The organism is Pseudarthrobacter sp. GQ63 (genome assembly GCF_059758765.1).
The window spans coordinates 227,214-244,456 of record NZ_JCAXEF010000003.1 but is presented as its reverse complement, the minus strand read 5'-3'; the positions used below and the strand labels follow the sequence as shown (position 1 = coordinate 244,456).

Here is a 17,243-nt window from a genome sequence, read left to right as displayed (position 1 = left end):
GGCGGCTTAAGGCTCGGCGGGGAACAGCACGGAGACAGTGGCCCCGCCGCCCGGGGTGTCCGTGATGGAGAGTTCTCCCCCGTGTGCCTGGGCGATCCGCTGGCAGGTGGACAGGCCCAGCCCTGTTCCGGGGCCGTCCCCGGGCCGGTGCAGCCTGACCAGCGGTTCCACGGCCCGGTGCCGCTCCGACGGCAGTATGCCCTTGCCGTTGTCTGCCACCTCGACAGTGACGCCCAGCGGCCCGGTGTCGGCGCTGACCGCCACCCGCAGCGGGCGGGTGCCGCTCCGGTAGTTCAGGGAGTTGGCCAGGAGGTTCTGGACCAAGGTCCGCAGCTGGGACCGATCGGCAAACAGTTCCGCGTCCTCGCAGGAAATGCCGCTGCCGGCTCCCAGGTCCACGCCAAGGTCCCGCGCTGCCTCCGCCGCGACCGCCAGCAGGGACACCCGCTCCCGGTTCAGTGCTCCGTCCGCCTTGGAGTAGTCCAGCACGTCCTCCAGCATTCCCAGCATGCGGCGCCCGCTGCTGCCGACGTATCCCAGGTACTCCACGGAGGGATGGTCCGCCGGGACGTCCGGATCGTCCTCCGCCAGCTCCACATACCCCAGGATGGCGGTGAGCGGGGCGCGGAGGTCGTGGCTGACCCGGCCGGCGAACTCGGACAGCAGGGCGTTGCTGCGCCGCAGCTCGGCCAGGGCGTCGCTGAGCTGCAGGGTGCGGTGCTGCAGCTCCAGGAGCTCCACCACCTGCTGGGCCAGCATTTCCAGCATCCCTATCTGTCCGGTGCTGGGGCGTCCGGACTCATTGGAGAAGACGCACAGTGAACCGAGCACCAGCCCAGCCGGGGTCTCCAGCGGAACGGACGCGTAGAAGCGGACGTCGGCAATTTCTCCGGTGACGAACGGATTGGCGGCGAAACGCGAATCCTGCGAGGCATCGGCCACCACCGTCGTCCTGTGGCTCAGGAAGACCGTGGCGCACATCGAGTCTTCCCGGGAGCAGATCCCGGGGTCGATGCCGAAGGCCGCGATCTGCAGCTGCTGCTCCGCGGTGATGATGTTGACCACGCTGTAGGGCACCCCGCACAGGGAGGCGGCGAGCTGGACCAGGTTGTCCAGCGCACTACGGGTCGAGGCGTCCGCAAGGACCGGCAGCTCGTCCGCAGCGGCAGGGACCAGCCCATACTTCCGCAGCCCCGCGTCGCGTGCCGCGTCCTGATCGGTCAGCGTGTGCAGAGCCGTACCGTCCATCTTCTTTTGCGCCCCCCAGCCTCATCCACTCGAGCTCCCCGGCTCTCCCGTGATGATACCGGCTGGTCCTGTGCGCCGTTGTAGTCTTCTTGACACCACAGGAAGCCTGCTTTTGAATATTACGTATGCTGAAATAACAGTTCCATGATGCGGAAGCCTGGGATGACGGGAAATTACGTCGCCGGGTGCCGGGAAGTCCGGCCTCCGCATAGCCGTCACCATGGATGCCAGCAGATTCTCACCAAGGGACCAGCCAGCATGAAGCTTGCCGAATTCAACTCCGCGGAACCCGCCCGGGCCGCCGAAACCCTCCGACCCTGCATCGACGTCGCCCGCTGGGTGGAGACCGTCGCCGCAGCCCGGCCGTTCGCCACCAAGGACTCGCTGCTGGCCTTTGCGTCCCAGGCTGCGAGCCCCTTCACGTCCGCCGAGGTTGAGTCCGCCATGGCCCACCATCCGCGCATCGGGGAACGTCCGACGGCGGCCACCACAGAGGCGTCCATGTCACGTTCGGAGCAGGCCGGGGTGGACCCTGCGGACAGCGCGGTCACCGAGGCCCTCGCCCGGGGGAACAGGGACTACGAGGAAAAGTTCGGCCGGGTCTTCCTGATCCGCGCCGCCGGCCGCACCGCCCCGGAAATCCTGCGGGTTTTGAAGGAACGGCTGGCCAACACGCCAGCCGAAGAGGACACCATCGTGGCCCAGCAGCTGCGCGAAATCGCCGTTCTGCGGCTGGAAGGACTGATCACAGAATGAGCGTCTCCCACGTCACCACCCATATCCTCGACACAGGTGCCGGACGCCCGGCGGCGGGGGTCGCCGTCGTGCTTTACCGGAACGACGGCGGCACCTGGCGGCATGTTGCCGACTCCACCACGGATGCCGACGGCCGCGCCAAGGACCTTGGCCCGGAGCAGCTGGAAGCCGGGCACTACAAGCTCAACTTCGCCACCGGGGACTACTACGCCGGCCTGCAGACGGCCACGTTCTTCCCCGAAGTGGACCTGGTGTTCGAGGTGACCGGTCCGGAGCACTACCACGTGCCCCTCCTCCTCAGCCCGTTCGCGTACTCCACCTACCGAGGCAGCTGATCCCGCCCGTTGCCCTGCCACGTACGGACCCCGTCCGGGCGTCTGGCAGCAGTACGGGGAGGGCAACGGCGGAAATGTAGGCTTGATGCATGCCTTCTGAACAACCTCCCGCCGAGCGCCGCGAAGTTACCGTCCGCCGCGCTCCCAAGTACGTGCCGTTCCTTATCCTGGGCGCACTGGTGGGTGTCGCGGCCGCAGCTGTGGCCGCCTACGCGGTGCCGGCAAACCCCAGCTTCGACGCCGGCGCGGTCTTCGGCTTCTTCCTGGTGTGGTTCGCCGGCGGCGGCGCCATCCTCGGTGCCGTACTGGCGCTGGTCCTGGACCGCCGGAGCATCAAGCGGCAGCAGCGGGCCGTCGTGGAAGCCGTGCCGGATTCCGAGCCGGACACGGACGGGCAGCTCTAGCCCGGTCATAAACGGGCGGCCGGAAAAGTCATACCCCATGTCGTGAGATAATCGACCAGTGGCACGCGGCGATGGAAAACTTTCCCATGATCTTCTCCCCGGCGAAAAAGGCCCGCAGGACGCCTGTGGCGTCTTCGGCGTTTGGGCACCAGGTGAAGAAGTAGCAAAACTTACCTATTACGGGCTGTATGCACTACAGCACCGCGGTCAGGAGTCTGCTGGTATTGCCACCAGCGACGGCAAGCGGATCAACGTCTACAAGGACATGGGACTCGTCTCCCAGGTCTTCGACGAGACCACGCTGAACACCCTGACCGGGCACCTGGCGGTGGGACACTGCCGGTACTCCACCACCGGAGCCAGCCACTGGGCCAACGCCCAGCCCACCCTCGGTGCCACCAGCACCGGTACCGTGGCCCTGGCGCACAACGGCAACCTGACCAACACCGCCGAGCTCAACGCCATGATCCAGGAACGGAACGGCGGCCAGCTCACCGGCGAAATGAAGCAGGGCAACACCTCTGACACTGCCCTGGTCACCGCTCTGCTGGAAGGTGAGCCGGGCAAGAGCCTCGAGGAAACCGCCACCGAGCTGCTGCCCAAGATCAAGGGTGGCTTCTGCTTCGTATTCATGGACGAAGGCACCCTCTACGCGGCGCGCGACACCTACGGCATCCGCCCGCTGGTACTGGGCCGCCTGGAGCGCGGCTGGGTGGTGGCCTCGGAGCAGTCCGCCCTCGCCACTGTGGGCGCCAGCTTCATCCGCGAGATCGAGCCCGGCGAATTCATTGCCATCGACGAGCAGGGCGTGCGGTCCCAGCGCTTTGCGGAGCCGACGCCGGCCGGTTGCGTTTTCGAGTACGTCTACCTTGCCCGTCCGGACGCCGCCATCGCCGGCCGTTCCGTGTACGAGTCCCGCGTTGAGATGGGCCGCCAGCTCGCCCGCGAAAACACCCAGGTGGCGGACATCGTCATCCCTGTGCCGGAATCGGGAACACCCGCAGCCGTGGGCTACGCCGAGGAATCCGGCATTCCGTTCGCGCACGGCTTCGTTAAGAACTCCTACGTGGGCCGTACCTTCATCCAGCCCTCGCAGACGCTGCGCCAGCTCGGCATCCGGCTCAAGCTCAACGCCCTCGAATCGGTGATCCGCGGCAAGCGCGTGGTGGTGGTGGATGACTCGATCGTCCGCGGCAACACCCAGCGCGCCATTGTCCGGATGCTCCGTGAGGCCGGTGCCGCCGCCGTCCACGTCAAGATCTCCTCCCCGCCCGTGAAGTGGCCCTGCTTCTACGGCATCGACTTCGCTTCCCGCGCCGAACTGATCGCCAACGGCGCCACCATCGAGGAAATTTCCCAGGCCATCGGCGCCGACTCGCTGGCCTACATCTCTGAAGACGGCATGATCGGCGCAACCCGCCAGCCGCGTGAGCGGCTGTGCACCGCATGCTTCACGGGCAAGTACCCCATTGAACTTCCGGGCTCGGACAAGCTGGGCAAGAACCTGCTGGAGCGTACCGACCTGGGCGGACTGAAGCCGTCGCCGTCGGCCCTTCCGGGTGCAACCGCAGCCCTGGCTGTGGATCCCGAAGAGGACCCCGCCGAGAAGTCAGGTGCCACGGGCTGCGATCCCGGGCCGGACTCCGAGTTTGAAAACCTGCTCACCGAAGCCGACCTCGTGCCAGAGATTCATCACGTAGCCACCACCCCCGGCGCCGACAAGAAAGAGTCCGTATGACTTCCGCTGCCCCCGCCTCCGGCAACACCTCCGGGAACACTGCCGGCATCACCTACGCCTCCGCGGGCGTCGATGTTGAAGCCGGCGACCGCGCCGTCGAGCTCATGAAGGGTGCCATCAAGGCCACCCACAACTCCTCGGTGATCGGCGGGGTGGGCGGCTTCGCCGGCCTCTACGACGTCTCCAGGCTGCTCACCTACAAGAAGCCGCTGCTGGCCACGTCCACGGACGGCGTTGGAACCAAGGTGGCCATCGCCCAGGCCATGGACATCCACGACACCATCGGGTTCGACCTGGTGGGCATGGTGGTGGACGACATCGTTGTGGTGGGCGCCGAGCCGCTGTTCATGACGGACTACATCGCCTGCGGCAAGGTGGTGCCCGAGCGCATCGCCGATATCGTCCGCGGTATTGCCGCCGCCTGCTCCGTGGCCGGCACCGCCCTGGTGGGTGGCGAAACCGCTGAGCACCCCGGCCTGCTGGGCGAGCACGAGTATGACGTGGCGGGAGCCGCCACCGGCGTCATCGAGGCCGACCACCTGCTGGGACCGGACCGCGTCCGTGCCGGCGATGTGGTGATCGGCATGGCCTCCTCCGGCCTCCACTCCAACGGCTACTCCCTGGTCCGCCGGGTCATCAACCACGCAGGCTGGGCACTGGACCGCCAGGTGTCCGAACTGGGCCGCACGCTCGGCGAGGAACTCCTCGAACCCACCCGCGTGTATGCAGCGGACTGCCTGGACCTTGCCCGCACCTTCCCCGTCACCGGCGGTGCGGCCGTGCATGGATTCAGCCATGTCACCGGCGGCGGCCTGGCCGCCAACCTGGCCCGAGTCCTCCCCCACGGCCTCGTGGCCACCGTGGACCGCTCCACCTGGGAACTGCCCGCGATCTTCAAGCTGGTGTCCGAGCTGGGCAACGTCCCGCTGGCCGACCTCGAGCGCACGCTGAACCTGGGCGTGGGCATGGTGGCCATCGTGTCCCCCGAAGCCGCAGATGCAGCAGTTGCCCGCCTCAACGACCGTGGCCTGCCGTCCTGGGTAATGGGCACCGTCACCGAGGATTCGGACGCGATCCTCAAGTCCGGCCCTGACTACGTGCAGGGTGCCAAGGGCGTGGACGGCGGCGCTGTACGGCTGGTCAACGCCTACGCCTAGATCCCTATCGAGTGCTCCGTTTCGGCCGTTTTGACCCTTCAGAACGGCCGAAACGGAGCACTCGATGCGCTTAAAAGGGAACTAGTTAGTCATCCCCTTGACTGCTAAGCATACTTAGCTTTAGTGTTTAAGTCGGAAGTGCATAACAGAATAGTCAACCGGGTTTCTCCAAGGCTTGATGCCCCGCCGGAATCCACCGGCGCCTGGGCGCCCACCCGGTTGAACCGCCTTCCCCCGCCGAACCGGCGGACGCCAGAGGAAGCAACCACAGAGCCGCCCCGCCCCCATCCGCCATGCATCAGCACGGCCGTCAGGCAGCCCGGAGTTATCCGCGGACTGCAGGACAGGGGCACCAGGGCAGATATCAAGGGAGCGAAAACTATGTCAGTTCTTAAGAAAGCCACCGCCGCAGCCGCTGGAAGCCTGTTCCTCATGGGCGCCGTTGCCGGACCTTCGCAGGCGGCAAATAACACCACGTTGAATGACGGCCTCGTCAGTGTCACGGTGGGCGACATCACCGTCAAGGATGCTGTGGACGTCAATGTGGCCGTCAGCGTCGCAGCAACCCTGTGCGACGTTGCGGACATCGGCTCAATCGCGGTTCTCGGTGAAGCAGTGGATGCCACCGGTTCCGAGGAAACCGTCTGCGATACCGCGACCGGTCCAGTTCGCATCGTAAATAACAAGTAAACGGAGCCGGTGAGGGACAGGCGAGAGCACGCCTCACCCAACACCCTCTTTTAGAGCTTCATGCGAAGAGCCCCGGCCACTGGCCGGGGCTCTTTTGCGCGCACGCGCCAAGCGCACGAACCACGATTCCCGCAGCTTTGCACCTTAATGCGAATGATTATTGATAGCATGTGAATCGACCCCTGCTCAGTCCTCACATGAAATGACGTTGCCATGCCTGCACCCGCCCTGTCCGTGACAGACCTCGCGCTCTCAAGCGGCGGCCGGCAGCTGGTGCACCCCCTGACATTCTCAATGGTGGCTGGGGAGCGCGTTGCGCTGCTGGGCGCCTCAGGATCGGGCAAGTCGCTGACGGCCGCAGCCCTGGCCGGCCAGCTTCCCGAGGGGATATCAGCCGGGGGAACCATCACCTTCGGGGCAGGATTCGGGGCAGGATCAGGCAAGGGCCAGGCCGCACTGATCCGCCAGGATCCGGCAACGGCACTCAACCCCCTGGTTCCGATCGGCAGGCAGCTCGCCATCCCCCTGCGCTCCGCTGGATACAGCCGCGCAGACGCACAGGCCGAAGCCGCCCGGCTGCTGGCGCGGGCGGGCATTGGGGAACCCGCCACGTTCCTGCCGCGATACACGGGCCAATTGTCCGGCGGGCAGCTGCAGCGCGCCTGCATCGCCCTTGCCCTGGCCTGCGGCGCCCCCGTACTGGTAGCGGATGAGCCCACCACCGCCCTGGACGCCGTCACGCAAAATACCGTCCTGGAAACCCTCCGCATGTGGAGCACCGGGGGCCGCAGCCTCCTGTTCATCACCCATGACCTGGCCGCGGCCGCCTCGCTGTGCACACGCGCGCTGGTGATGGAGGCCGGGCGCATCGTAGAGCAGGGTCCCATGGCGGACCTGCTGCGCAACCCCCGCCACCCCTACACCGTGCGCCTGGTGCAGGCTGCCTCGCGGTCAGCGGAGCCGCTGGCAGCGGACAGTTCAGCGGAAGGTGCGGCGCCACGTTCAGCACCGGCGACGGCGGTTGCAGCGTGAGCGACGGCGGCGCGTTCAGCAACAGCGGCGGCGGCAAGACGACCGGAGCACTCGCCGCAGACGGCGTCTCCTTCGCCTATCCAGCACCCCGCTTCAGGGGCGGAATCCACGGCCCCCGCCACGACGGCACCCTCCACAACGTCAGCCTTCACCTGGCACCCGGCAGCAGCACCGCCCTGGTGGGAAGCTCGGGTTCCGGCAAATCCACCCTGGTGCGCATCCTGCTGGCGCTGGCAAAACCCTCGGCAGGAACGGTGGCCCTGGGCGCCCACGAGGTAAAACCCGGCCTGGCCCGGTCCCTCCGCTGGTACCGGCAGGCCGTACAGTACATCCCGCAAAACCCGGCAGGAAGCCTGGACCCGCGCATGACCGTTTCCCAGCTGCTGAGGGAGCCCCTGCGCCAACTCCGCGTGGCGGGCAACCACAGGGCGATGGTGGGTGAGGCGCTGGAACGCGTCGAGGTGCCTGCCGGGCTGCTGGAGCGCCGGCCGGGCGAACTGTCCGGCGGCCAGAACCAGCGGGTGGCCATCGCCAGGGCACTGGCAGTGCAGCCGGCCCACCTGCTGGCCGACGAGCCCGTCAGCGGCCTGGACCTTCCCCTGCGGGACACCGTCCTGTCACTGCTCGGCAGCCTGGTGCACCAGCAAGGACTGGGGCTGCTCCTGGTCACCCACGACCTGGGCACCGCTGCCCGGTTGTGCGGCGCCACCGCCGTCATGGCGCACGGCCGCATTGTGGAGCACGGGCCCACACACCGGGTGCTGGACAGTCCGGGCAGCCCCGAAGCGGCCGCGCTGGTGCAGGCATCAGCAGCCCTGCACTTTCCGCCAGCCATCCCAGCCGGTGCCGCGTGACGACGCTTGAGACCACGGGGCGGACCGCCACAGCGCTGCGTCCCGCTTCCGGGCTGCTCCTGGCCAGCCAACTGGTCTTCAACATCGGCTTCTACGCCGTGGTGCCTTTCCTGGCCCTGGTCATGACCCGCGACTTCGGCCTGGCGGCAACGGCTGTGGGCATCGTCCTGGGCGCGCGCGTCTTCAGCCAGCAGGGGCTCTTCCTGCTGGGCGGCATGATCACGGACCGGTGGGGAGCACGGCGGGCAATGCTGGCGGGCTGCCTGGTCCGGGTTTCGGGCTACCTCACGCTGGCCATGGCCGGCAGCTTTCCCCTGTTCCTCCTGGGCGCGGTGCTCACGGGCATGGGCGGCGCCCTCTTCTCACCGGCGCTGGAATCACTGGTGGGGAAGGCGGAAGAACGACGGCGGAGCACCGGCGGGAAGGCACCGGCACTATTTGCGCTGCTTGCCATCTGCGGGGAAATCGGAGCCGTGGCAGGTCCCCTGCTGGGCGCCCTGCTGCTGGGCGTTTCCTTCATCTGGGCCGCGCTGGCCGGGGCAGTGGTCTTCACCGTGATGGCCGGGGTGCTGTGGCACAGCCTGCCTGCGGAAGAGCCACGTCATTCACCGGCCATGCAGAAGCCCGCCACCCCGCTGCGGCCAGCCGCCCGGCAGGCCGAAAGAACGGAGGGGACCGAGGGTTCCGGTGGTTCCGGTGGTTCCGAGCGTTCCGGAAGAACCGGAAGAACCGGAAGAACCGAGGGGACTGCCGCAATGCTGCGGGACAGGCGCTTTGTGGCATTTGCCGCCCTGTACAGCGTGAACCTCCTCGCCTACAACCAGCTCTATTTCGGCCTTCCCGTCGAGCTGGCCAGGACAGGAGCAGGCCCAGAGGTGCTGGCCGGCCTGTTCGCCGTCGCGTCCCTGCTGACCGTTGCGCTGCAGTGGCCCATCTCCCGGCTGACAGCCAGGATAGGCGCAGGACGGGCCCTCACTGCGGGGTTCATCCTCAAGGGCCTGGCCTTCGGCAGCATGGCCGTACTTGCCCAGGTTCCGGCCGCCGGCACCATGCAGCTCCTGCCGCCGCTGCTGCTCGTGGTGGGACTGTGCCTCGGCCACATGTGCATCGGCCCGGTGGCCATGCCGCTGGTCCTGGACTTCGCCCGCGGCCGCCGGACCGGGATCTACTACGGCCTCCTGGCGAGCATGGGCGGCTGCGCCGTGCTGCTGGGCAACATTGTCCTTGGACCGCTCTACGCAGGAGCCTCCCAGCCGGGGCCTGACGCCGCCTGGCCCTGGGTGCTGCTGGCGGCACTCACGGTGCTTCCCGCCGTCGGACTTCCCCGGCTCCTGCCCACCAAAACGTAACCTGCCGGGACCTGGCGCAGGCGCCCACACCCGGCAACACAGCATTCAAACAACCCAACTGAAGGAAAAGGTACTCCCCCATGTCCAGACCCCGCCTCCGCCCGGCACTTACCGGCCTGTCAGTGCTCCTCCTGGCCACGGGACTGACCGGTTGCTTCGCGGCCGGAACCGACCAGGCAGCCGGACCCGGCGCCGATTCAGGCCGGATCAAGCTGGCCATGCTCCAGCCGCCGCGGTCCGGCTTGTCCCCTCTGAGCGATGACGCGTTCAAGCTGTCCCGCTGGAAAACCGCCGAAACGCTGGTGGAGCTGGACGCGCTCGGTGAGGCACAGCCTGCGCTGGCCACCGAGTGGCAGCAGAGCGGTCCGGCATCCTGGAGCTTTACCCTGCGGGAGGGTGTCGGGTTCCATGACGGAACAGCGATGACCGCAGCAGAAGTAGCGGCTTCGCTGACAGCCGCGGCACAGGCCAGCCCCAAGCCCCGGATCCTGGACGGCGTAGAGCTGACTGCCCAGGCCGGGGACGCCAACTCCGTCACCATCACCACGGCGACGCCCGACCCCCTCCTGCCCCAGCGGCTGTCCAGCCCCCAGCTGGCCATCCTCGCAGCCTCGGCGTACGGGGAAGGCGGCGTGGTCAGCCCGGTCAATGCCGGAACGGGGCCCTACCGCCTGGTTTCGGTCGACGGCACGTCCTCGGCCCGGCTGGACCGTTTCGACGGGTACTGGGGACCGCAGGCGGAAGCGGAGGGCGTTGACGTCCAGTTCGTCCCGGACGGAACCGCCCGGGCCGCCGCTATCCGGACCGGCGACGCGGACATCGTTGAAGCCATCCCCGTGGGCCAGGTGGCCCAGATCGATCCGGCGCTGGTGCACGAGGTGCCCATGCCGCGGACCAACACGCTGTACCTCAACACGGCCTCGGGACCGTTTGCCGATCCCGCTGTCCGCGCCGCTGCCCGGGCCGCAACCGACGCCGGCACCATCGTGGACAGGGTCTACGAAGGCCGGGCGGACCAAGCCGCCGGGCTGCTGGGCCCGGCCCTTCCCTGGGCCGCGGAGCAGCGGAACAGCGCGGAGTACGCGGCTGCCCTGGCCACCCGGGCGGCGGCAACCGCGGTCCCGGGAACGCCCATCCGGCTCGGAACCTTCACCGACCGCGCCGAACTGCCGGAGGTGGCTGTCCAGCTGGAGCAGCAGCTGGAGGCTGCAGGCTTCGTGGTGGAACAGGACGTGAGGGAGTACCAGCACATCGAGGCGGACGCCCTGGCCGGTAAGTTCGATGCCTTCATCCTCTCCCGCGCCACGGTGCTTGATTCCGGTGACCCGGTGGCCTACCTCTACAGCGACTTCTCCTGTGCAGGCTCCTTCAACATCTCCCAGTTCTGCGACCCCGCGGTGGACGCCGCCCTGGCCAAGGCCGCGGGCATTCCTGCCGGCCCCGAACGAAGGGCCGCCATCTCCGCGGCCGAAAGCCTCATCCTCGCCCGCGACGCCGCCATCCCCCTCCTCCACGAACGCGTCATCCAGGGCGAATCCACCCGCGTGGGCGGAGTGGAGCGTGACCCGCGCGAGCGCGCGCTGGTGACCAGCAGGACCCGGATCGCCGGCAGCACAGGCTCCGCAGGCTGATGCCCGGCGGAAGAGCTTTTGTGAAAGTCACCGTTTCACGGGTCCTCGCCCTGGTAGCCCTGGTGGTGTTGATCGGCATGATGCCGTGGCTCTCGGGCCGCGGCGCCGAGTACACGATCCTCCGGGCACGGTACTCGGACCGGGAGCCAACACCGGAGGCCCTGGCCGCCGTCCGGGCGGAACTCGGCCTGGAGCAGGGGCCACTCCCCCTGTTCCTGTCCTGGATCCGTGGCGTGTTCGCCGGAGACCTGGGCACGTCCTGGATCAGCAACACGCCCGTGGCGCCCGGCATCGTATCCGCCCTCAGTGTCTCCGTGACCCTGATGGCCTTTGCCCTTGCCGCGGCCGCCATCATCGCCCTGCTCCTCTGCACACCCGCGGTCATGGACGGGCTGCGGCAAAGGAGGAGGCCGGCGTCGGGAGCCCTGTCCGCAGCCCTCACCTCCCTGCCGGAGTTCCTGCTGGCCGCCATGCTGCTGGTGGCCGGTGCCATCTGGCTCCGGTGGTTCCCGCCCTTCGGGTGGAAAGGTCCGGAGTACGCGGTGCTTCCGGCCCTGTCCCTGGGCATTCCTGCAGGCGGGCTGATCGGGCTCCTGGCCTCAGACGCCATCCGTGCAGGGTTCGCTGAACAGTGGGTGGCCACTTGGCGGATGTCCGGGGCCGGGTCTGTCCGGCTGACCGCCGCGGTGCTCCGCCGCGCACTGCCGGCAGTGCTTCCGCAGATCGGGCTGGTCCTGATTGGACTGACCGGCGGCGCAGTAGCTGTGGAAAAGGTCTACGCCATGCCGGGGCTCGGCCGGGCGCTGCTCGGAGCCGCCAGCGCGCAGGACATCCCCACGCTCCAGGCGGGCATGCTGGCGCTCATGGGCCTCGCCCTGCTGGTGGGAACGCTGACGACGGCGGCCCGGTACCTGCTGATCGGCCCTGCGGTCCGCTTCGGCACCCTTCCGCTTGCGGAACCTCCGCGGCCGGGGAACCGCCGCCAGCTGGCCCTGCCTGCGGCGGCCGGCGTCACCCTGCTCCTGATTGTGGGTGCCGGGCTGCTGCGCGATCCCTTCACCTCGGCCCATGCCAGGCTTGCGGCTCCCGGCTGGTCGCTTCCGTTCGGTGCCGATGCCAGCGGTCGCGACCTGCTGGCCCGTGTGGGGCACGGAGCCGTGGGGACGCTGGGGACCGCGCTGGTTGTGGTGCTGGCCTGCCTGGCCGTGGGAATCGCCGTCGGGCTCTTTCCACTGGCAGCCACGGGACCCCTTGAGGTGGCGAACGCGGCACCGCCCATCCTCGCCGGCCTGGTGGTGGCGGCGCTCAGCGGCCCCTCGGCACACGGCGCTGCCGTGGCGGTGGCCGCGGTCAGCTGGGCTCCCCTGGCTGCGCACACGGCGGCCCTGGCCCAGGAGGCGCGCGCCCAGCCCTATGTGCAGATCCTTCCGGTGCTGGGGGTGGGGAGGGCTCGGATCATGTTCCGGTATGTCCTCCCGGCGGTGGCATGGCCGCTGCTGCGCCACGCGATGCTCCGGCTGCCGGGGGTTGCCCTTGCGCTGGCGGCGCTCGGTTTCTTGGGACTGGGCCCGCAGCAGCCGACGCCGGAGTGGGGACTCATCCTGGCCGAGGGCATTGGCTACGTTGAACGTGCCCCCTGGGCGGTGCTTGCACCCGCGTCCGCGCTGGTGCTGGCGTCGGTGGTGGCGGTGGGGCTGGCAGGAGCCGGACACGGGGCCAGGGTCACCGCCGGTAACGGTGCGGGAGCCGTCCCGCTGTCCGGGACAGATCCGGTGCCGGCGCAGGAGCGCGTGCAGGCGCCGGCAGGGGCGCGGTAGGTCTCCTGGGCAGCAGAAAGCCCGCTGCCTGCGCCGTTTCCGGTGCGGGCAGCGGGCCCAATAACTGAAGTCAGCCCCTGCGGTCCAGTGGGACCGGGGGGCCGAAAAGAAGCGCTGCACTGGTCCAAAGACCAGGATCCATGCATTGGGTCCACTGGTGCTGCGGCGTCACCAGGACTGCCCCGTTATGGCAGCAGCACCTTGAGACAACTAGCCGATCCGACGGGTGTCTACCTCGTCGTCGTCTTCTTCCAAATCATCCGCGTACTTATCCACATAAGCCGAATAGTCAGGTTCGACTGGCTCATTCGCATAATGGCTCGTGGCACGACTGCCCGGACCCGTCAGCTCACGCTGAAGTGCCGAATAGTCAGTGTTCGGGGAGTAGTACTTGATATCCCGAGCCTGCTTGGTAGCTTTTGCCTTTTGACGGCCGCGCCCCATGGCGTGACCCCCTTTTGTACTTGGACCGGAGGTGGTCACCTTGGCGTAGGTGAGGCCCCGGAATGTTTGGTCAATTTGTCGTACACCTAGATTACATGCTTTCGACTGCCCCCGCTTGCCACGCGCGGCGCCCTGGGGTGGCCTGGGTTACCATCAGGGCGCCAAACCGCGGGTTTCCCGCTTTTTTCTTCGGTAGAGTCGCTAAAACATCTGTTGATATGGACAGCGGGCCGGCCCGCCGCTGCGCAGAGAACCAGGAGGATGCACCACGTGAACCACCAGGACGTCCCGCCCAGGCCGGCCTCGCCACCCGCCGCCGGCCTGCCGCGCGTGCCTGCACCCGCGGCCGAACCGGTCCTGCACCCCCGCATGGAACCGGAGGACGCAGCGCATTCCGGAAGGGTCAACGGGCGGACGCTGTGGATTGCAGTGTTCGTTGTTGTGCTGCTGGCCGTCGTCGGTTCCCTGGTGTGGCTTGCCCTGTGGCTGGACTCAAACCAGGAACCGGGCGCTTCCGGAAGTGGTGCTGCGGGGGTGCTGGAAACCACGGTAGCGCCGCCCGCCACGGCGCTGCCACTGCCCCGCGAGGGGGTGGCGCCCGCCGACTTCGCGCTGGGCGACTGCTTCAAGGATTTCGACCCCGAGGCACTGGCATCCACCGTGGTGGCCTGCGATACCGGGCACTCGGCCCAGCTCGTGGCATTGTTCCGGTACCCGGAGGGTGATTCCTACCCCGGCGCCGAGGCACTGAAGGCCAAGGCGCTGGAAGCGTGCCAGGCCGCCAGGCTGGGCCCGGCAGCCAACGACTACGACCTCAACTACGAGCGCAGCTTCCCGAGCACCACCAGCTGGGAATCCGGTGACCGCAGGGTGGACTGCTACGTGACGGCCCCCGGCGGGAACGTGATCAACGCAAGCGTGCTGCCCTAGCGGCCACGCCGCCAGGGCAGCACCCTGCCTGTTGTTTTCCGGCCGCCCCTAGTCCTTCCGGCGGACAGAGAGTCCGCTGCTGCGACCCTCCGCCGCCGGGAGGTCGGTTCCGGCCGCGGTGAGTTCTCCGACGTCCGCGGCCGTGTCCACCAGCACCGTGTCGCCGTCGCTGATATCGCCGGCCAGGATGGCTTTCGCCAGGCGGTCGCCGATCTCGCGCTGCACCAGCCGGCGCAGGGGCCGGGCACCGTAGGCGGGATCGAACCCGGAGAGGGCCAGCCAGGCCCGCGCACCTTCCGTGACCTCGAGCGTCAGGCGGCGGTCGCGGAGCCTGCGCCCCAGTTCGTCCACGTGCAGTTCCACAATGTGCGCCAGCTCTTCAACGGTGAGGGCGTCGAACAGCACCACCTCATCCAGCCGGTTCAGGAACTCGGGCTTGAAGGACGCATTGACGGAGGCCATGACGGCGTTCCGCTTGGCGTCCGGATCCAGGGTCTGGTCCACCAGGAACTGGCTGCCCAGGTTGGAGGTCAACACCAGGATGACATTGCGGAAGTCCACGGTGCGGCCCTGCCCGTCGGTGAGCCGGCCGTCGTCGAGCACCTGCAGGAGGATGTCGAAGACCTCGGGGTGGGCTTTCTCCACCTCGTCCAGGAGCACAACGGAGTACGGGCGGCGGCGGACGGCTTCGGTGAGCTGGCCGCCTTCCTCGTAGCCCACGTACCCCGGAGGCGCACCCACCAGCCGGGCCACGGAGTGCTTCTCCCCGTACTCGGACATGTCGATGCGCACCATGGCGCGTTCGTCGTCGAAGAGGAAGTCCGCCAGCGCCTTGGCCAGCTCCGTCTTTCCGACGCCGGTGGGCCCCAGGAAGAGGAACGATCCGGTAGGACGGTTGGGGTCGCTGATGCCGGCCCGCGCGCGCCGGACGGCGTCGGAGACCGCCGTGACCGCCTTCGTCTGGCCGATCAGCCGCTTGCCCAGTTCCTCCTCCATATGGAGCAGCTTCTGGCTCTCGCCCTGCAGCATGCGCCCGGCCGGGATGCCGGTCCAGGCGGAGATGACCTCGGCGATGTCGTCAGCGGTTACCTGCTCGGCAACCATCTGCGTGGATTTGTCCACGACGGCGGCCTCGGCTTCCGCGGCAGCGTTCAGCTCGCGTTCCAGGGCGGGGATCTCGCCGTAGAGGATGCGCGAGGCTGTTTCCAGGTCACCTTCGCGGGCGGCCTTGTCATAGGCGCTGCGCCGTTCATCCAGCTTTGCCTTGAGATCGCCCACCCGGTTGAGGCCTGCCTTTTCGGCTTCCCAGCGCGCCTTAAGCGCGTTCAGTTCCTCTTCCTTGTCCGCCTTGTCCGCCCGGAGTGCGGCCAGCCGCTCAATGGACGCGGCGTCCTTTTCGTCCTGGAGGGCCAGCTCCTCCATGGTGAGCCGGTCCACCAGCCGCTGCAGCTGGTCGATTTCCTCGGGCGCCGAGTCGATCTCCATGCGGAGCCGGGACGCGGCCTCGTCCACCAGGTCGATCGCCTTGTCCGGCAGCTGCCGGCCGGAAATGTAGCGGTTGGACAGCGTGGCGGCAGCCACCAGCGCGGCGTCCGCGATGGTCACCTTGTGGTGCGCCTCGTAGCGCTCCTTCAGGCCGCGGAGGATGCCGATGGTGTCCTCCACGCTCGGCTCGCCCACATACACCTGCTGGAACCTGCGCTCCAGCGCCGGGTCCTTTTCGATATTCTCCCGGTACTCGTCCAGGGTGGTGGCACCGATCAGCCGCAGCTCACCGCGGGCCAGCATGGGCTTGAGCATGTTGCCGGCGTCCATGGATGAGTCGCCGGTGGCGCCGGCACCCACCACGGTGTGGATCTCGTCGATGAACGTGACGATCTGGCCCTCGGAGTTCTTGATCTCCTCCAGGACAGCCTTGAGCCGCTCCTCGAACTCGCCGCGGTACTTGGCGCCCGCCACCATGGATGCGAGGTCCAGGGCGATGAGGGTCTTGCCGCGGAGGCTTTCCGGCACGTCCCCGGCCACGATGCGCTGGGCCAGGCCCTCCACCACGGCGGTCTTGCCGACGCCGGGCTCACCGATGATCACGGGGTTGTTCTTGGTGCGGCGGCTCAGGACCTGGACAATCCGGCGGATTTCGGCGTCCCGTCCGATCACGGGATCAAGCTTGCCGGAGCGGGCCATGGCGGTCAGGTCCGTGCCGAACTTTTCCAGGGACTGGAACGTGTTCTCCGGATCCGGGCTGGTGACCTTCCCGTCGCCGCGGACACCCGGCAGGGCGGCGAGCAGCGCTTCATGGGAGGCACCGGCGTCGCGCAGCAGGCGCGCCGCGGCATCGTTGCCGGCCGAGAGGCCCAGGAGGAGGACCTCGGTGGAGACGAAGGTATCGCCCAGCCGGTCCGCTTCCTCCTTGGCGTTCTGGATGGCCTGCAGTGCGGGGCGGGAGAGCTGCGCCTGCTGGCTGGATCCGCCGGAGGTGGCCGGGAGTGCCTTGATGGCGCTGCTCGCCTGGACGCTGACGGAGTCCGGGTCCGCACCCGTGGCGCGGAGCAGCGCCACGGCGACGCCTTCGCGCTGGTCCATCAGCGCCTTGAGCAGGTGGGCCGGCTCAACCTGGGGATTTCCGGCCGTGGAGGCGTTCATGGCCGCAGCCGAGAGAGCCTCCTGGCTCTTGGTGGTGAATTTGACGTCCAAAGAGAGCTCCTTCCGGGGGCGGTTTTTATTAACTTGAGTCTACTACGCTCAACTTTGGTTTTGCGCCGTTCCTGATGACTGTTTGCCTACAGCGAAACAGCTCTACGCGGCCGGCGACAGGGGCGACAGACCCTATTTCAGCGGGGCGGGTGCTTCGCCCCCGT

At 68.1% G+C, this 17,243-nt stretch carries 15 protein-coding genes; 12 read left to right on the top strand and 3 right to left on the bottom strand.

The features are described 5' to 3' along the window. Positions 1-6 precede the first annotated feature (6 nt). Positions 7-1,248 (bottom strand): GAF domain-containing sensor histidine kinase, encoded by a 1,242-nt coding sequence (locus AC6CHP_RS08355; RefSeq protein WP_498229113.1) that lies wholly within the window; start codon positions 1,246-1,248, stop codon positions 7-9. A 258-nt stretch (positions 1,249-1,506) separates the two neighbouring features. Between AC6CHP_RS08355 and uraD the strand changes: the two genes are divergently transcribed. From uraD to AC6CHP_RS08300, 11 genes are all read left to right on the top strand, one after another. After that, entirely contained in the window at positions 1,507-2,004 is a 498-nt protein-coding gene (gene uraD, locus AC6CHP_RS08350; protein ID WP_188731314.1) for a 2-oxo-4-hydroxy-4-carboxy-5-ureidoimidazoline decarboxylase, read from the top strand. After that, positions 2,001-2,339, top strand: a complete 339-nt coding sequence (gene uraH / locus AC6CHP_RS08345) for a hydroxyisourate hydrolase (RefSeq protein ID WP_066279543.1) — start codon at positions 2,001-2,003, stop codon at positions 2,337-2,339. Before uraD ends, uraH begins: the two co-directional genes overlap by 4 nt. Before the next feature lie 89 nt (positions 2,340-2,428). Then, entirely contained in the window at positions 2,429-2,743 is a 315-nt protein-coding gene (locus AC6CHP_RS08340) for a hypothetical protein (protein WP_498229111.1), read from the top strand. Positions 2,744-2,801: 58 nt separating this feature from the next. Then, positions 2,802-4,481, top strand: coding sequence for an amidophosphoribosyltransferase (gene purF / locus AC6CHP_RS08335; RefSeq protein WP_188731313.1), 1,680 nt, complete (start codon positions 2,802-2,804; stop codon positions 4,479-4,481). Next, positions 4,478-5,638 (top strand): phosphoribosylformylglycinamidine cyclo-ligase, encoded by a 1,161-nt coding sequence (gene purM, locus AC6CHP_RS08330; RefSeq protein WP_174175153.1) that lies wholly within the window; start codon positions 4,478-4,480, stop codon positions 5,636-5,638. Before purF ends, purM begins: the two co-directional genes overlap by 4 nt. A gap of 381 nt (positions 5,639-6,019) precedes the next feature. Continuing rightward, the gene (locus tag AC6CHP_RS08325) at positions 6,020-6,328 is read left to right on the top strand and encodes a hypothetical protein (RefSeq protein WP_498229108.1); all 309 of its coding nucleotides are present in this window, start codon (positions 6,020-6,022) and stop codon (positions 6,326-6,328) included. A 213-nt stretch (positions 6,329-6,541) separates the two neighbouring features. Then, positions 6,542-7,360: an ATP-binding cassette domain-containing protein gene (locus tag AC6CHP_RS08320; protein WP_498229106.1), complete on the top strand. Its 819-nt coding sequence runs from the start codon at positions 6,542-6,544 to the stop codon at positions 7,358-7,360. Continuing rightward, positions 7,357-8,214 (top strand): ABC transporter ATP-binding protein, encoded by an 858-nt coding sequence (locus tag AC6CHP_RS08315; protein ID WP_498229104.1) that lies wholly within the window; start codon positions 7,357-7,359, stop codon positions 8,212-8,214. Before AC6CHP_RS08320 ends, AC6CHP_RS08315 begins: the two co-directional genes overlap by 4 nt. Further along, complete coding sequence (locus tag AC6CHP_RS08310) at positions 8,211-9,563, top strand: MFS transporter (protein WP_498229102.1); 1,353 nt, start codon at positions 8,211-8,213, stop codon at positions 9,561-9,563. The genes AC6CHP_RS08315 and AC6CHP_RS08310 overlap by 4 nt, the downstream gene beginning before the upstream one ends. Before the next feature lie 80 nt (positions 9,564-9,643). Further along, complete coding sequence (locus tag AC6CHP_RS08305; protein ID WP_498229100.1) at positions 9,644-11,194, top strand: ABC transporter substrate-binding protein; 1,551 nt, start codon at positions 9,644-9,646, stop codon at positions 11,192-11,194. Next, a complete protein-coding gene (locus AC6CHP_RS08300) occupies positions 11,194-13,011 on the top strand; it encodes an ABC transporter permease subunit (RefSeq protein WP_498229098.1) in 1,818 nt (605 codons plus the stop codon). The genes AC6CHP_RS08305 and AC6CHP_RS08300 overlap by 1 nt, the downstream gene beginning before the upstream one ends. Positions 13,012-13,221: 210 nt before the next feature. On the opposite strand, the gene AC6CHP_RS08295 is transcribed toward AC6CHP_RS08300, so the two are convergent. Further along, on the bottom strand, positions 13,222-13,455 hold the full coding sequence (locus tag AC6CHP_RS08295; protein ID WP_050053419.1) for a DUF3073 domain-containing protein: 234 nt from the start codon (positions 13,453-13,455) through the stop codon (positions 13,222-13,224). A gap of 270 nt (positions 13,456-13,725) precedes the next feature. On the opposite strand from AC6CHP_RS08295, the gene AC6CHP_RS08290 reads away from it, so the two are divergent. Then, entirely contained in the window at positions 13,726-14,385 is a 660-nt protein-coding gene (locus AC6CHP_RS08290; protein WP_188731300.1) for a septum formation family protein, read from the top strand. 48 nt (positions 14,386-14,433) lie between these two features. Here the strand turns inward: AC6CHP_RS08290 and clpB are convergent, their stop codons facing one another. After that, positions 14,434-17,079, bottom strand: a complete 2,646-nt coding sequence (gene clpB / locus AC6CHP_RS08285; RefSeq protein WP_498229096.1) for an ATP-dependent chaperone ClpB — start codon at positions 17,077-17,079, stop codon at positions 14,434-14,436. Positions 17,080-17,243 lie beyond the last annotated feature (164 nt).

What these genes read in the sequence shown, in the direction of transcription:
- AC6CHP_RS08325 (WP_498229108.1), top strand. Translation starts at nt 6,020, where the DNA reads ATGTCAGTTCTTAAGAAAGCCACCGCCGCAGCCGCTGGAAGCCTGTTC.
- AC6CHP_RS08300 (WP_498229098.1), top strand. Translation starts at nt 11,194, where the DNA reads ATGCCCGGCGGAAGAGCTTTTGTGAAAGTCACCGTTTCACGGGTCCTC.
- AC6CHP_RS08355 (WP_498229113.1), bottom strand. Translation starts at nt 1,248, where the DNA reads ATGGACGGTACGGCTCTGCACACGCTGACCGATCAGGACGCGGCACGC.
- AC6CHP_RS08340 (WP_498229111.1), top strand. Translation starts at nt 2,429, where the DNA reads ATGCCTTCTGAACAACCTCCCGCCGAGCGCCGCGAAGTTACCGTCCGC.
- uraH (WP_066279543.1), top strand. Translation starts at nt 2,001, where the DNA reads ATGAGCGTCTCCCACGTCACCACCCATATCCTCGACACAGGTGCCGGA.
- AC6CHP_RS08320 (WP_498229106.1), top strand. Translation starts at nt 6,542, where the DNA reads ATGCCTGCACCCGCCCTGTCCGTGACAGACCTCGCGCTCTCAAGCGGC.
- purM (WP_174175153.1), top strand. Translation starts at nt 4,478, where the DNA reads ATGACTTCCGCTGCCCCCGCCTCCGGCAACACCTCCGGGAACACTGCC.
- AC6CHP_RS08305 (WP_498229100.1), top strand. Translation starts at nt 9,644, where the DNA reads ATGTCCAGACCCCGCCTCCGCCCGGCACTTACCGGCCTGTCAGTGCTC.
- uraD (WP_188731314.1), top strand. Translation starts at nt 1,507, where the DNA reads ATGAAGCTTGCCGAATTCAACTCCGCGGAACCCGCCCGGGCCGCCGAA.
- AC6CHP_RS08295 (WP_050053419.1), bottom strand. Translation starts at nt 13,455, where the DNA reads ATGGGGCGCGGCCGTCAAAAGGCAAAAGCTACCAAGCAGGCTCGGGAT.